Below are 15,209 nucleotides of genomic sequence, written 5' to 3' on the forward strand. Positions count from 1 at the left end.
GCTCTCGCGTTTGGGCGAGCGGGGAAAAAAGCGGATAATTGCGGCTCGTACGAATTTTACCCGAGGAAAGCGCGATGGACTTTAGCACAAAAGCCTTCGATTCGACCAAGGCAGGCCAGGCCGGCCTTGCCAACGCAAAGACCGAGTGCCTGGTGGTCGGCGTCTTCGAGCAGCAACCGCTCGTGGGGCTCGCCAAGGCGCTCGACGTCGCGAGCAAGGGATTGCTTGCGCGCATGGTCAAGCGCGGCGAACTCGACGGCAAGCTCGGCAGCACGCTGATGCTGCACGAAGTCGCCGGTTGGAGCCCGGCCCGTGTGCTGTTCGTCGGCCTGGGCCGCGAAGACCAGATGTCGCCAAAGGGTTTCAACGAAGCCACGCGCGCTGCTGTGCGTGCCGTGCTCGCGACGCGTGCGTCCGACGCCATCTGGACGCTGCCGCAAACCACGGTGGCCAAGCGGGATACCGCCTGGGCCGTATGCGCCTCGGTACTCGCACTGCGTGAGGCGACCTACCGTTTCACACAAATGAAGAGCAAGGCCGAGCCGGCCAACACGGCCTTGCGCAAGGTCGAGTTCGCGGTGGCCCCCGACGATGTGAAGGCCGCCAGGCTCGCGGCCAGGCGCGGCGAGGCGATCGCCAACGGCATGGCGCTCACCAAGGACCTCGGCAACCTGCCGGGTAACGTGTGCACGCCGACGTATCTGGCCGACACGGCGCGCAAGCTGGCTCGGGAATTCAAGCTCAAGGCCGAGATTCTGGGGCCGAAGCAGATCGAGGCGCTCAAGATGGGTTCGTTCCTGTCCGTCTCCCAGGGGTCGGTGCAGCCGCCGCGATTCATCGTGCTCAAGTACGAGGGCGGTGGCGCCAAACAGGCGCCGATCGTGCTGGTCGGCAAGGGCGTGACGTTCGACTCGGGAGGCATTTCGCTCAAGCCGGGCGAGGGCATGGACGAGATGAAGTACGACATGTGCGGCGCGGGTTCCGTGCTTGGAACGATGCGCGCCGTTGCCGAGATGCGTCTCAAGCTCAACGTCATCGCCATCGTTCCGGCGACGGAGAATATGCCGAGCGGTCACGCGACGAAGCCGGGCGACGTGGTCACCAGCATGTCCGGGCAGACCATCGAGGTGCTCAACACCGACGCGGAAGGCCGTCTCATCCTGTGCGACGCGCTGACCTACGCGGAGCGCTTCAAACCGGCCGCCGTGATCGACGTCGCCACGCTGACCGGCGCCTGCATCATCGCGCTCGGTCACGTGAACACGGGCCTCTTCTCGAAGAGCGACGCGCTTGCCGAAGAACTGCTCGCCGCAGGTCGAACGGCGTGCGACACGGCATGGCGACTGCCGGTTGAGGAGGAGTATCAGGAGCAGCTCAAGTCGAACTTTGCCGACATGGCGAACATCGGCGGGCGTCCGGCGGGCAGCGTGACCGCGGCCTGTTTCCTGTCGCGCTTCACCGAGAAGTACGAATGGGCCCACCTCGACATCGCCGGTACGGCATGGAAGAGTGGCGCGGCCAAGGGCGCGACGGGCCGTCCGGTGCCGTTGCTCGCGCAGTTTCTGATCGATCGCGAGGCCCGGTGACGCGCGTCGACTTTCATACGCATGTGGCGGATCGGCTCGATTATGCGTGCCGGTTCGCGCGCAAGGTCTACGGGGCTGGTCAGACGCTCGTGGTCGTTGGCGAGTCCGACGTGCTGCGCGCGTTCGACCAGGCCTTGTGGACGTTTTCGCCGCTCGAGTTCGTGCCGCATTGCTTTGCGCGCGATCCGCTCGCTCCCCAAACGCCCGTAGTGCTGGCCGCCCCCGACGAGGAGGCGCAGCATCATCAGGTTCTCCTCAATCTGGCAGGCATTGTGCCGACCCACTTCGCGCGTTTCGAGCGGGTCGTCGAGATCGTGGGCGCCGCCCCGGACGAATTGTCCGGCGCCCGCGAGCGCTATCGTTTCTACCGCGATCGCGGCTACACCCTGAACAACTACGACCAGAGAGGCTGATCGTGACGAACGAGCCCGAGCGCACCGATCCCGGTATTCCGACGCTGACCGAAGTGCTCGCGCCCGGCGAGGCCGCGCCGCCGCCCGAGGATGACCGAGCCGCTGCGGCGGCCGAGCAGGGCGTGCCGGCGGATGTCGCCGTCTTTGCCGAGCGCGTGAGCGCCCGGCTCACGCTGCAACTGGCCGATGAAATCACGACGATGGTGGAGCGTCGCTGTCACGACGCGCTGATCGACCAGACGTCCTGGCTGGTGCAACTGATCGGCAAACAGGTCGCCGACGCCTTGCAAGCGCAATTGCCGGACCGCATTCGACAGGCCGTCATCGAAGAGGTCGCGAAGCAGGTCCGCTCGTAAGGGGGCGCTAAAGGCGGCAAAAGGGAGCGTGAGGGAGCGTAAGGGGGAGTAGGGGAGCGTAAGGGAGAACGAAAGGGAGAACGAAAGGGGGCGGGGTGGTTGGCGCGCCGCAGCGCACCGTGTGCGCGCGATCGCTGACGCGCTAATGACGGGCCAGTCCGAGGATCCAGTGCGCCAGGCGGTTCGCTTCGCCCGGGGCGAGTTGAGGACTGGCCGGCATCGGAATACTGCCCCACTTGCCACGGCTGCCGTCCGCCATGGAGCGGGCAAGCTCGGTGGCGGCGCCAGGGCGACCCGCATAGCGCTTGGCGATGTCCCGGTACGAGGGGGCGAGCAGGGTTCGGTCGGTGGCATGACACGTCATGCAGTTCCGCTCGCGGGCGAGCTTCTCCATCGACTGGGCATCTTGCGCGTCGGTGGTTGGCGGCACGCTGGTCTGTGCGATTGCAGCGCTCGCCGCGACCATCAGCCACGCCCCGATCACGGCTTTCGCGGGCTTGCCGGCAAATTCCTTCATTCGATACTCGTATTCGGAGAGAGTTGGCGACGTCGAGGGAGCGCATGACAGCACCGCGCGTGAGCGGCCGCTCGGCGCGCCTGTCGATGCGGGTCGAGCAGGTTCTGGCGGAAATATAGCACTTGTCCACCGGCGGCCCCGATGTCAGCCGTTTCATGGGCCGAATCATATCGCGGCAAGCGCGCTAGTCGATTGCACCGGTGGCCAGCGCCAGCGACGCCGCCGCCGATAGCGCATTGCTATAACTTTCGACATAAGCGTTCTTTGCAGCCAGCAATTGATTTTGGGCAAGCAGGGCATCGGTGACGGAGCCGACACCATGTTTATAGGCATCGAATGCTGCGTCGTAGGTTGTCTGCGCCGCGCTCAGCAATTCCTTTGCGGCCTCGTGTGCCGTCAGACTGGTCTGGAGGACGTTCTGCGCACCGACGATCTGCCGCACCGCCTCTTCGCGGCTGCGCTCAAGGCGGGTGGTCGCGCTGTCCGCGTCGTTTCTCGCCTGCGCGAGCGCTGCTGAGCGCAGGCCACCATCGTAGAGGGGAATCGAGACGCCGATGATTACGCTGCCCCCGTAGCGACCACCGCTCAGATTGACGGTGGGTAGCTGCTGACCGATGGCGGGCACGGCCGACAGTGAGGAATCGCTGGTGTTATAGGCGCCGGACGCCGAGAGGAAAACCTTGGGCTTGAATTCCGACTCGGCCGCCTGGATCTTCGCGACGTTCGCGCGCTCCGCTGCATAGGCGCTCAGGACATCCGGACGCCTTGCGATGGCAGACGAAACGATCTGCTCGATCGATTGACGCAGCGTGGGCCGCAGCGCGCGCACCGGCATGTCGGCAATCTTCAGCTTCGACAGCGGCGAGATACCCATCGCGGAGATCAGTGTCAGGTAGGCATTGCTTTGCGCGCCCTCGGCCTGAACCAGCGCAAGCTTCGCCTGGGCATCGTTCTGATTCGATTGCGCCACTTCGATCACGGTGCCAACCCCGCGCCGGTATCGCGCCTTGGCCGCATCCGCCACGGCCCCAGCATTCTCAAGTCCCTGCTTGGCGCTCACGACCCGCGCCCGCATTGCCTGATACAGGTAAAAGGCGACACTGACGTCGTGCACGACCTGCTGATGCGCGGCGGTAAATCCGATATTCGCAATCACCGATGCCTGGGATGCCGCCTCCACGCGAGCGGCGCGTCCGCCGAAGTCGAATAGCAGCCATTGCAGGGCCACCACGGACGTCAGCCCATGCGTGGAGCCGCTGGCCGACGAATCGCCCAGCACACTGGATGACGAATTGTGGGCAGCCGCATATCGGCCCATCGCGCTCAGTGACAGTTGGGGCAGGTAGGCGCTCTTCGCAACGCCTGCGGCAAGCGCCGCGTTGCGTGCGTTGTTCCAGGCGATCCGTGTGGATGGGTTGGTCGCCTCCGCAAGGTCAATGAGTTCGGCTAGCGTGTAAGCATGATCCTGCGCCAGCGGTGGTGGTGGCGACACGGCAGCAAGCGCAGGATTGGCCGGTAGCCGGTACGTACTGCCGTAGGCGCTGGCCGTCACTGGCGCGCCGGGAACGATGGCGCCGGCCGCGTCCGTACGGGGTTGCCATGGACGATCCGGACGCTCAGGCGCCATGTCGAGCGACGATGTTGCACACCCCGCCAAAGCGGCCAACATCAACAATGCCATCACGGCATACGGATCAAGCCGGCGCATGGGGAGCACGCTCCTTCGCCACGTCACGGTCGCGCGAGGCAGGTTGAAGTTGTATGAGACGTGAGTCGCCAAGCATCAGCAACGACAAGCGCTCCCGATCGGCTGGCGACGCGCTTGATGCGTCGGCGGCGGGCGGGTGCCGGGGGCGTGCCGCGCCATCGGTGCGCTCGTCGGCGTCGAGTCGCTTCAGCCAAGCGCCGATGCCCGCGTCACCCGGTTGTCGCTCAGCCAGCAGGAACATCGGTCCTTCGAGCGCGTGAAGTTCTGCCAGCGCTTGTCGGCGTGCCGCCACCCAATCCGGCGAGGGGCGCACCCATGAGGGTTCGAAACGCGTCAGCGCAATGTCGTTCTCCAGTGCACCGCGACGAGCCATCGCCGCTGCCGCCTGGGCGCGTCGCAGGCGCGTACCGGCGAGCGCGGACAATGCTTCCCACCGTTGTCGCAAGTCGACAAGTGCGGCATCGACGCGCCCTGCGACACTGACGGGCCACACCCGGGTGAAGATCAAATAGACGACTACATTGCCCAGCAGGATGCCGAAGGTGCGATCACGTGCGATCGTCAGGTCGAACGCAGGCGCGGGACCCTGAATGACGCAAAGAAAGAAGGCGAACGCGATCTGGAAGCCGGCGTAGGCGATACGGGGCGAGCCGAATGCGACCCAGGCCGACAGCCACGCGCCGATGGCGACGACGCTCAGCAAGCCGGCCATCGTGGTCAGCGAGGGCATCACGAATACGATCATGGCAGTGCCGGCCAACGCGCCGACGACGCACCCTGCGATGCGCAACGCCAGCTTCTCGACGGTTTCGGCGGTCGTGCCGAGCGACACGATATAAACCGTGATGAAGCACGTATGGATGCCGGGCCAATCCAGCAGCGAGTAAAGCAGGTAGCAAATCATGGCCGCTACCGTGGTTTTGAGCGCGTACCGGACGTGGTCCGGATTGGAGAGTGCGTCGCCAAGGAAAAAGCCGCGGTGCGTCTTTGGCCTCGTCTCTGAGGCTGCTTCCGGCGTGATCGCCGCGAATCCCGTGATGGCGTCGCGCAGGTGTCTGACAGCCAGGCGTGCCAGTGGCGTCATCGACTCGGAGGCGGGCAGCGACAATTCGATATCGACCGGATAGCCGCCGGCGTCCAGCATTTCCGCCATGCGCTCAAGCGTGGTCGCCAGCGGCTCGGAGAACGATGCTGGCAGACGCGCGGTGCGCTCGCGGGCGACCAGATCGGCGGCAACCAGAATGGCAAACGTTGCCGACCTGGCCTGTCGTAAAGCGGCGGCGTCGGTATGCGCCGAGGACCCTTCGAGGAGCGACAGTTCGAGCCACTTGCCAACGTCTTCGTCGCCTGCACGCAAGCACGCGTCGAGCGCGTCGCGCGGTGCATCGGGATCGCGCAGCACCCGGGCCGCGAGCCGCAAGCGTTTCGCCAACTCGTCACCGGCGAGCTTGCGTGCCGATGGCCCGAGCGCGAGCTGCACGCTTATGGTCACGCCGATCGGAATCGCGACCATAAGCCACGCATACAGCAATGCGCGCGTGGCGAGTTCCCCGAGTGGCACGCTGCCGAGCTTGTCGAGCGCAAATCCGACGATCATCGCGATGATCGCACCGACGGGGCGAAGCTTACTGGCCGACGTGACGAACAGCAGCACCGCCGATAACCCGGCGATGGACGCGACCCGCGACATCGGATTGTCCAGCACGAGCAGTGCGACGAACAGAACGAAGCCGATGATAATGCTTACCAGCACGAGCATCGCAACGCTGGTGACGATGCTCGCGACGCGGTCGGGCCGTATCAGGAAGAAAACCACGTAAGCCGAAAGCGCTGCCTCGGGCGTGCCGTAGGCGGTCGTGACAAGTGTCGTCAATGCACAAATGAGCGCGACGCGCGTCGCTGCAGCGGCTCGCCCCGGAAACGGCGCGAGCAACGTCATCAGATCGACGAGTCGGGGCCGCTGCAGATCATCGGCAGGCGGTGCCATGTCGGATCTCCACGACTGCGCTGGCGCCTACGCGGACCAGCCGCTCGGCGGGCTCTTCAAGTTGAACGCGCACCGGGAAGCGCTGCGCCACGCGTACCCAATTCACCGATGGTTGAACGATCGGCAGTGTGCGTGGCAAGCCGATGTGTCCAGCGTCGGAGACCCCGGCGCCGATCCCGACGACCTTGCCCGCGATCGCCTGACGTCGATCGATCATCGAGTAGACCGTCGCGCAATCGCCGATCCCGATATGAGAGAGCGCGCCTTCGCGGAAGTTTGCGAGCGCAAACCACTCGTCTGCGTGGATTAGCGTAAAAAGGGATTGGTTCGGGGCGACGGTTTCTCCGGAGAGCACCGATAGACCGGTCACGTAGCCGTTTTGCGGTGCGCGCACGACGGTATCGTCGAGGTTGTGCTGCGCAAGCACGACAGCGGCCTCGCGCGCACGTACCACCGCGAGGGCCCCCGCCTCATCGCCGACGCTCTGCGCGCTGGCCGTCTTCTGCGCGCTCGCCTGCCGCATCGACAGTTCGGCATCGCGCTGAGCGACGCGTGCCTGATCGAGTTGCTGTTGCGAGACGTAGCCCTTGGCGGCGAGTGGCGTGAGGCGGTCGACATTGCGCGTCGCCAGCGCATAGTTCTGCGCCGACTTGTTGGACTGGTCATCCGCAATCGATGCGTTGGCGCGTTCGTTGTGGATCGTTTTCTGTCGTGTGTCGAGCGAGGCGCGCGCCAGCGCGAGATCGGCTTGCGCCTGGGCGAGTATGAGGCGATAGGGAACGGGATCGATTTCATACAGCACGTCGCCCTTCGCGACACGCTGGTTCTCTTGCACTGCAAGCTTGACGATTCGTCCTCCGACGGGGGTCGCAATGTGAACGACGTCGGCATCGATCGCCGCGTCGTCGGTCGAGGGGAATTGCGACGAACGGTAGTAGCCGTAGCACGCGACGATCACGCCGACCAGAACGATCGTCATCGCAATCAGGCGCCCCTTGAGCGGGGCTTTGCTTTTGCCGGCCATTTTCATGGCAATTGTCCTGTTCCCACGAGCCAGACGAGTACCGCTACGGTGACGCCGATCGACAAACAGACAGGGAGCTGGAGCGGCACGATTTGAGTGCATCGCATCGACACGCTGATCCGATGCACGAGCAGCGCGGCGAACAGGCCGATCACGCCGCCGAGAAGCCAAAGGGGAAAGTACGCGCCGAAGATCTCGCGAGAAGGGGCGCCACGCAAGGCGCAGCCCTGCAACGGCAGGCCCAGTGCGAACGCCGCACAACATGTCGCACGGGATTTCCACCGGCCTGGGCAGGCCGATGGGGTGGGTGTATGCGCCATATGAACACTTCACGTCAGTGAAAATGCGTAAGGGCGCTGTCCCATGACGAGACTGGCGCCAAGCGTAACCACTCGCCTCGATGCGCGGATTGTAGCGCGTTCCGTGGCCGTGAGCCATTCGTGCAAAAACGGCGCGCCTGCCATGCGAGCAAGACGCGCCGTCGTGTGTGTCGTGCGTGTCGTGTGTGTCGTGCGGCCAGGATCAGCCCGTCACACCGCCCTTGTTGGCTGGCTGGGCCAGGGCTGCGTACTTTGCCAGGACACCTCGCGTGTATCGCGGGGCGGGCGCTTTCCACGCCGCGCGACGCCGTGCCAGTTCGTCGTCCGGCACGTTCAATTGGAGCAGCAGCTTGTGGGCATCGATCGTGATCGAGTCGCCTTCGTGCACGAGTGCAATGGTGCCCCCAACGAACGCTTCCGGCGCAACGTGCCCGACCACCATGCCCCACGTGCCCCCCGAGAACCGGCCGTCGGTGATGAAGCCGACCGACTCGCCGAGGCCCTTGCCGATGATCGCCGAAGTCGGCGCGAGCATTTCCGGCATCCCCGGTCCGCCCTTCGGACCGAGATAGCGAAGCACGAGCACGTCGCCCGCCTTGATCTTGTCGGCGAGGATGGCATCCATCGCACTCTGCTCATCGTCGAACACGCGTGCCGGGCCGGTAATGACGGGGTGCTTCAGGCCGGTGATCTTCGCCACGGCACCGTCTTGTGCCAGATTGCCCTTGAGGATGGCGAGATGGCCCGCCTTGTAGAGCGCCTTGTCGATGGGGAAGATCACATGCTGATCGGCGCGCGGTACCGACGGCACATCCTTGAGCGCCTCGGCGAGCGTGTGCCCGGTAATGGTCATGCAGTCGCCATGCAGCAGACCTGCATCGAGCAGGATTTTGAGGACTTGCGGAATGCCGCCAGCCTTGTGCAGGTCCGTCGCCACGTACTTGCCCGATGGCTTCAGATCGCAGATGACCGGCACGCGCGCACGAATGCGTTCGAAGTCGTCGATGCTCCAGTCGATCTCGGCGGCATGCGCGATGGCGAGATAGTGCAGCACCGCATTGGTGGAGCCGCCGGTCGCCATGATGAGCGCCACGGCGTTCTCGATGGACTTGCGCGTGATGATGTCGCGCGGCTTGAGGTCTCGCTTGACCGCTTCGATCAACACACGCGCCGATTCGGCGGCAGAGTCGACCTTTTCCTGATCGGGATTGGCCATCGTCGACGAATACAGCAACGACATGCCCAGCGCTTCGAACGACGAACTCATCGTGTTGGCCGTGTACATGCCCCCGCAGGAGCCGGTCGACGGACACGCGTTCTTCTCGATGCCCTTGAAATCGGCCTCGGTCATGCGACCGGCCGTGAATTCGCCCACGGCCTCGAACGACGAGACGATCGTGAGATCCTTCCCCTTCCAGTTGCCGGGCTTGATCGTGCCGCCGTAGACATAGATGCCCGGCACATTGATGCGCGCCAGCGCGATCATCCCACCAGGCATGTTCTTGTCGCAGCCGCCAATGACGACCACGCCGTCCATCCACTGCCCCTGAACGGCCGTCTCGATGCAGTCGGCAATGACTTCGCGCGAGACGAGCGAGTACTTCATGCCCTCCGTCCCCATCGACATGCCGTCGGAGATGGTGGGGGTGCCGAAGGTCTGCGGATTGGCCTGATGGGTCTTGATGGCGTCGACGGCGGCGTCTGCGAGTCGCTGCAGCCCGGCGTTGCACGGGGTGATCGTCGAATGGCCGTTGGCCACGCCGATCATCGGATTGTCGAAATCTTCTTCCTTGTAGCCCAGCGCGTAATACATCGAGCGGTTGGGCGAGCGCGCCACGCCTTGCGTGACGTTTCGCGAGCGACGATTGAATGCCATGACGGTCTCCTGTGGGAATGCACCACGCCACCGGCTACCGCAGCGTCGCGCATAGGCGTTGTTGTATCACGCTGTCATGCCGGCGGCACGCCCGAAATCCGGGCGTGCCGCCTCAAAGTCATTGCGACTTCGTTACACCGTCACTTCACTGCCGATCGTGCGCGCGCGCGGCGGCGCGTTCCCGCATGCACACGGCCGCGCCCGCTCACGCTTGCGCCGATACGCGCGTGAGCCAGCTCAGCCGCGCTTGCGCAGCTTCAACTGCGACAGGTCGCGCACGGCGCCGCGATCGGCCGAGGTGGCCAACGCGGCGTAGGCTTGCAGTGCTTGCGAGACCACGCGCTCACGATTCACCGGCTGCCATGCCTTGTCGCCACGGGCTTCCATGGCGGCGCGGCGGCGGGCCAGTTCCTCATCGGACACGGCCAGATGCATCTTGCGTTGGGTGATGTCGATCTCGATCACGTCGCCGTCTTCCACCAGTCCGATGACGCCGCCTTCCGCTGCTTCCGGCGAGGCGTGGCCGATCACGAGACCCGACGAGCCGCCCGAGAAGCGGCCGTCCGTGAACAGCGCACAGGTCTTGCCCAGGCCCTTCGACTTCAGGTACGACGTCGGATACAACATCTCCTGCATACCCGGACCGCCCTTCGGACCTTCGTAACGGATCACGACCACGTCGCCCGGCTGGACCTGGTCGCCCAGAATGCCCTCGACCGCGTCGTCCTGGCTCTCGAACACGCGCGCACGGCCCGTGAAGACCCACTGCGATTCGTCCACGCCGGCGGTCTTCACAATGCAGCCCTTCTCGGCAAGATTGCCATACAGCACCGCCAGCCCGCCGTCCTTCGTGTAGGCGTGCGCCTGGTCGCGGATACAACCGGTTTCACGGTTCAGATCGAGCGACGCATAGGTCGACGATTGGCTGAACGCGACAGTGGTGGGTACCCCGCCCGGTGCGGCGCTGTAGAACGTGTGCGCCTTGTCCCCCGCATCGCCCGCCACGTCCCATTGGGCGATGGCGTTGCCGAGCGTGCCGCTATGCACGTTGCCGCACGACGTGTCGAGCAGCCCGCCGCGCGCGAGTTCCCCCAGAATGCCGATGATGCCACCCGCGCGGTGCACGTCTTCGATGTGGTACTTGTCGGTCGCAGGCGCCGCCTTGCACAGGCACGGCACCTTGCGCGAAATGCGATCGATGTCGGCCATCGCGAAGTCGACGCCGGCTTCCTGCGCGGCCGCGAGCAGGTGCAGCACGGTATTGGTGGAGCCGCCCATGGCGACGTCGAGCGCCATGGCGTTTTCGAAGGCGGCCTTGGTGGCGATGTTGCGCGGCAGGACCGAGGCGTCGTCTTCCAGATAGTAGCGGCGGCACAGATCGACCACGAGACGGCCGGCCTGCTCGAACAGGCCGCGACGCCACGCGTGCGTCGCCACGATGGTGCCGTTACCCGGCAGCGCGAGACCGATCGCTTCGGTCAGGCAGTTCATCGAATTGGCCGTGAACATGCCCGAGCACGAGCCGCACGTGGGGCAGGCGCTGCGCTCGATTTCTGCGACTTCGGCGTCGCTCACCTTCGGGTCGGCCGCCTTGATCATGGCGTCGATCAGGTCGATCTTGGCGATGACCTGTCCGTCGCCCGACTTGACCTTGCCTGCCTCCATCGGGCCGCCCGAGACGAACACGACCGGAATGTTCAGGCGCATCGCGGCCATTAGCATGCCCGGGGTGATCTTGTCGCAGTTGGAGATGCAGACCATGGCGTCGGCGCAGTGCGCGTTGACCATATATTCCACGGAGTCGGCGATCAGTTCGCGCGAGGGCAGCGAGTACAGCATGCCGCCGTGGCCCATGGCGATGCCGTCGTCCACGGCAATAGTGTTGAATTCCTTGGCCACGCCGCCCGCCGCCTCGATCTCCTTGGCCACGACGGCGCCCAGATCGCGAAGGTGCACGTGACCCGGCACGAACTGCGTGAAGGAGTTCACCACGGCAATGATCGGCTTGCCGAAGTCGTCGTCTTTCATGCCGGTGGCACGCCACAGGGCGCGGGCGCCGGCCATGTTGCGGCCGTGGGTCGAGGTGCGGGAACGGTATTGAGGCATGGTCGTGTCTGGAACGCTGTGCTTGTGGAATGAACGAAATCGGCGCCGTCGGGTTTTAGTCGAACCGGAATCGGACGATGGCGGGTGACGCGGCGCATCGTGCCGGTCGCGGTCGTCGCAGCCGGACGTCAAGATTCGTCTTTCCTTGAATGCTTGTCAAATATATTATTTGACTTGGATTGAGTCGAAAAACATATCATGGATCTACGTCAACTCAGGTACTTCGTCGCCGTAGCCGAAGAGCGGCATTTCGGACGCGCCGCCCAGCGGCTGTCGATGACGCAGCCCCCGCTCTCGCAACAGATTCGGGCGCTCGAGGCGTCGCTGGGGGCGCCGCTTTTCGTGCGGACGAACCGTTCCGTGGAACTGACCGCCGTCGGCCGGCAATTGCTGCCGGAGGTGCGGCGCATTCTGGCCGACGCCGAGGCGCTGCCCGCACTCGCACTGGGGCTGGCGCATGGTGAGGTGGGAACACTCTCGTTGGGGTTCGTCTCGACGGCGGACTATGGCATTTTGCCGCCGCTGTTGCGTGAGTTCGGCAAGCGATACCCGCGCGTGCGCCTGCAACTGCTCGAAGCGACGAGCGATGTACAGGTCGAGGCGCTCATGGAGGGACGCATCGACGCCGGCCTGTTTATTCCGCCGGTGCCCGCGCGGTACGCCAACGAGCTGTCATACCTGCCGATCGTGCGCGAGCCGCTGATGCTGGCGCTGCCAACGGGACCGAGCATGTCCGCCGCTGAAGGCAACGTCGCCGCCGGGCAGCCGGGCGACCCGGTGAGTCTGGCCGACTTCGCCGACGAACCGCTCGTCATCTTTCCGCGTCGCGTGGCGCCGGCGTTCTACGACATCATCATGGGTTGCTATGCGGCGCAGGGACTCACGCCGCGCGTGGGGCAGGAGGCGATTCAGATGCAGACCATCGTGAGTCTGGTGTCGGCGGGCATGGGGGTGGCGCTCGTACCGCAGTCGTTGTGTCACCTGCGACGCACCGGCGTGACGTACCGCGCGCTGCGTGAGACAAGCGCGCTTATCGAAACAGGCTTGCTCTGGCGCACGGCCGAAGTCACGCCGGTGCTCGAAGGCTTTCTCGAAACTGCGCGTGGCGTGGCGCTCGCGCCGCCGGGTGCGATGCTGTCCGACTGAACGTCCGATGCGCGCAGCCTGCCTGCGGGCCTGCCGCGATGAGAGCGCTCGTGGTATTGTGCTGCCCATCCCAATGCACGCGGGGCCGGTTTGCGAGGCGTGCAATGGCTGGCTTGTCACACGATGGCCGCAACGTTTTGCCTGGCAGTCCATCCGCCCTCTGACGGAACTTTTGTTCACGAATCGATTCTTCTGATCCATGCTGATTCATCCTCAATTCGACCCGGTCGCGATTCACCTCGGCCCGCTCGCTATCCGCTGGTATGGCCTGATGTATCTGGTCGGCTTCATCCTGTTTCTGCTCGTGGGGCGGCTGCGCGTGCGTCAGCCCTCCATTGCTGCGCAAGGCTGGAAAGCGCCGGATCTCGACGACATGCTGTTCTATGGCGTGCTCGGTGTGATTCTTGGCGGGCGTCTGGGTTATGTGATCTTCTACAAACCGTCGTTCTACCTGGCGAACCCGCTCGACATCTTCAAGGTATGGGAAGGCGGTATGTCTTTCCATGGCGGCTTCCTCGGTGTGCTCTTCGCCATGTGGCTGTTCACGCGCCGCCGCGGACATTCGCTGCTCGAGGGCACTGACCTGATCGCGCCGATGATCCCGCTGGGCCTTGCTGCGGGTCGCCTGGGCAACTTTATCAACGGTGAGTTGTGGGGACGCGTGACCTCGCCCGATTCGCGCTTCGCGATGCTGTTCCCGCAAGCGGCGGGCGAAGACGCCCAATGGATGATGGCGCATCCGCAGGCGATGGCCGACCACGCGATGGCTGCCGTGTTCGCACAATTCCATGGGCTGCCGCGCTACCCATCGCAATTGTTCGAGTTCGCGTTGGAGGGCGTGGCGCTCTTCGTGCTGCTGTGGAGCTTCGCGCGGCGTGCGCGTCCGGTGGGGGCGGTGTCCGGCATGTTCCTCGTGGGCTATGGCACGTTCCGCTTCCTCGCAGAATTCACGCGCGAACCCGATGCGTTTCTCGGCTTGCTTTCGTTCGGGCTGTCGATGGGCCAATGGCTGTCGATGCCGATGATCGTCGCGGGCATCGTCATGCTCGTGTGGTCGTATCGCCGCCGGCCGGTGGCGTCTCGCGCCTAAGGCGTCGGCAAGCACCGCACCGCAGTCGGCAATGTCACGGGCCGCCGGGAGGTTCTCCGGCGGCCCGTTCGTTTGGTGCGACGCTCAGCTCGCCTTGCGTTCCAGCGCTCGCAACGAGGCCATCAGGTCGGCGAAGCGTTCGCCTTGCACGGTGACGTGCCCGCGAAGGTGCTCCGATGCGGCGTTGGCATCGCCTGCCTCGATCGCGCGAAACACGGCGTCATGCTCCGCGAACGACTGGAGCGGCCGGTCGCGCACACGAAGCTGCAACCGGCGGTAGACGCGCAGCCGCCGGTGCAGTTGCAACGCCGTTTCCTGCAGATACGCATTGTGACTGGCCTGGTAAATCAACGCATGGAAATGCGCGTTGACTTCGTAGTAGGTGTCGATGTCTCGCGCCTCGGCCGCTGCCCGGCTGGCTTCGTGCGTCTCGCGTAACGCCGCCAGTTCGTCGTCGGTGATGCGGCGCGCGGCGAGCCGACCGCACATCGATTCCAGTTCGGCCATCACCTCGAACATCTCGCACAGCCGTTGTGCATCGATTTGCGCGACTACCGCGCCGCGGCGCGGCCGTATCTCGATCACCCCCGACGACGCCAATTGAATCAACGCCTCGCGCAGGGGGGTGCGCGACACGCCGAACGCGTTGGCCAGCTCGACCTCGTCAAGCCGCATGCCGGGCGGATACTCGCCCACGGCAATCTTCTCTTCGATCACCTGTCGCAGCGCTTCCGATCGCTTCGGTTTTACGGTCATGACGCTCTCGCTCGGTCGTGTTTCGATCCCGTCACACGGGGCTGAAATGGGTTCATGGTTACCACGGTAGCGTGTCGATCTCTCGTTGAAGATCGGGGTAAACACCAGAAATGTATTTTTTAACTTGCCAATTTGTATACACGATGATCGATTAACTATACGATTTCATCCCGAGAGCGGCAACTCGCGCACTCGAAATACCCAAAATCAAAGCAGTCATCCGTACATGCAGTGCCGGCGAACCGGTGGTGCAGCCGGGGGCGGGTCTTGTACTCGCACCGGCCGATGTCAGGCACCGGGCTTCGCTGGTTCACCACTGACAGA

Annotated in this window: 13 protein-coding genes; 5 read left to right on the forward strand and 8 right to left on the reverse strand. The window is 64.7% G+C overall.

Annotation, left to right across the window (positions count from 1 at the left end; translation table 11 throughout):
- Positions 1 to 74 precede the first annotated feature (74 nt).
- From ACE3UG_RS12425 to ACE3UG_RS12435, 3 genes are read left to right on the forward strand one after another with little or no spacing between them, the layout of a single operon-like run.
- A complete protein-coding gene (locus tag ACE3UG_RS12425) occupies positions 75 to 1,586 on the forward strand; it encodes a leucyl aminopeptidase (RefSeq protein WP_374624295.1) in 1,512 nt (503 codons plus the stop codon).
- Positions 1,583 to 1,999 (forward strand): DNA polymerase III subunit chi, encoded by a 417-nt coding sequence (locus tag ACE3UG_RS12430; protein WP_374624297.1) that lies wholly within the window; start codon positions 1,583 to 1,585, stop codon positions 1,997 to 1,999. The genes ACE3UG_RS12425 and ACE3UG_RS12430 overlap by 4 nt, the downstream gene beginning before the upstream one ends.
- 2 nt (positions 2,000 to 2,001) lie before the next feature.
- The gene (locus tag ACE3UG_RS12435) at positions 2,002 to 2,355 is read left to right on the forward strand and encodes a DUF2486 family protein (RefSeq protein ID WP_374624299.1); all 354 of its coding nucleotides are present in this window, start codon (positions 2,002 to 2,004) and stop codon (positions 2,353 to 2,355) included.
- 142 nt (positions 2,356 to 2,497) lie between these two features.
- On the opposite strand, the gene ACE3UG_RS12440 is transcribed toward ACE3UG_RS12435, so the two are convergent.
- From ACE3UG_RS12440 to ilvD (ACE3UG_RS12470), 7 genes are all read right to left on the reverse strand, one after another.
- Complete coding sequence (locus ACE3UG_RS12440) at positions 2,498 to 2,872, reverse strand: c-type cytochrome (protein WP_374624301.1); 375 nt, start codon at positions 2,870 to 2,872, stop codon at positions 2,498 to 2,500.
- A 184-nt stretch (positions 2,873 to 3,056) separates the two neighbouring features.
- Positions 3,057 to 4,580, reverse strand: a complete 1,524-nt coding sequence (locus ACE3UG_RS12445) for a TolC family protein (protein WP_374624303.1) — start codon at positions 4,578 to 4,580, stop codon at positions 3,057 to 3,059.
- Positions 4,567 to 6,567 carry an FUSC family protein gene (locus tag ACE3UG_RS12450; RefSeq protein ID WP_374624305.1) on the reverse strand — a complete coding sequence of 667 codons (2,001 nt, stop codon included), beginning with the start codon at positions 6,565 to 6,567 and terminating at the stop codon, positions 4,567 to 4,569. Before ACE3UG_RS12450 ends, ACE3UG_RS12445 begins: the two co-directional genes overlap by 14 nt.
- Positions 6,548 to 7,597, reverse strand: coding sequence for a multidrug transporter subunit MdtN (gene mdtN / locus ACE3UG_RS12455; protein ID WP_374624307.1), 1,050 nt, complete (start codon positions 7,595 to 7,597; stop codon positions 6,548 to 6,550). Before mdtN ends, ACE3UG_RS12450 begins: the two co-directional genes overlap by 20 nt.
- Positions 7,594 to 7,911, reverse strand: coding sequence for a hypothetical protein (locus ACE3UG_RS12460; RefSeq protein WP_374624309.1), 318 nt, complete (start codon positions 7,909 to 7,911; stop codon positions 7,594 to 7,596). The genes mdtN and ACE3UG_RS12460 overlap by 4 nt, the downstream gene beginning before the upstream one ends.
- Positions 7,912 to 8,113: 202 nt before the next feature.
- Complete coding sequence (gene ilvD / locus ACE3UG_RS12465) at positions 8,114 to 9,787, reverse strand: dihydroxy-acid dehydratase (protein WP_374624311.1); 1,674 nt, start codon at positions 9,785 to 9,787, stop codon at positions 8,114 to 8,116.
- 237 nt (positions 9,788 to 10,024) lie between these two features.
- Positions 10,025 to 11,893 (reverse strand): dihydroxy-acid dehydratase, encoded by a 1,869-nt coding sequence (gene ilvD / locus ACE3UG_RS12470; protein WP_374624313.1) that lies wholly within the window; start codon positions 11,891 to 11,893, stop codon positions 10,025 to 10,027.
- A gap of 198 nt (positions 11,894 to 12,091) precedes the next feature.
- Between ilvD (ACE3UG_RS12470) and ACE3UG_RS12475 the strand changes: the two genes are divergently transcribed.
- Together ACE3UG_RS12475 and lgt are read left to right on the forward strand one after the other, a co-directional pair.
- Complete coding sequence (locus tag ACE3UG_RS12475; RefSeq protein ID WP_374624315.1) at positions 12,092 to 13,039, forward strand: LysR family transcriptional regulator; 948 nt, start codon at positions 12,092 to 12,094, stop codon at positions 13,037 to 13,039.
- 199 nt (positions 13,040 to 13,238) lie between these two features.
- Entirely contained in the window at positions 13,239 to 14,129 is an 891-nt protein-coding gene (lgt, locus tag ACE3UG_RS12480; RefSeq protein ID WP_374624317.1) for a prolipoprotein diacylglyceryl transferase, read from the forward strand.
- An 84-nt stretch (positions 14,130 to 14,213) separates the two neighbouring features.
- Here lgt and ACE3UG_RS12485 read toward each other — a convergent pair whose 3' ends face one another.
- Entirely contained in the window at positions 14,214 to 14,885 is a 672-nt protein-coding gene (locus ACE3UG_RS12485) for a GntR family transcriptional regulator (protein WP_374624319.1), read from the reverse strand.
- Between the last annotated feature and the right edge of the window lie 324 nt (positions 14,886 to 15,209).

The organism is Pandoraea sp. (assembly GCF_041919235.1).
Taxonomy (GTDB): Bacteria; Pseudomonadota; Gammaproteobacteria; order Burkholderiales; family Burkholderiaceae; genus Pandoraea.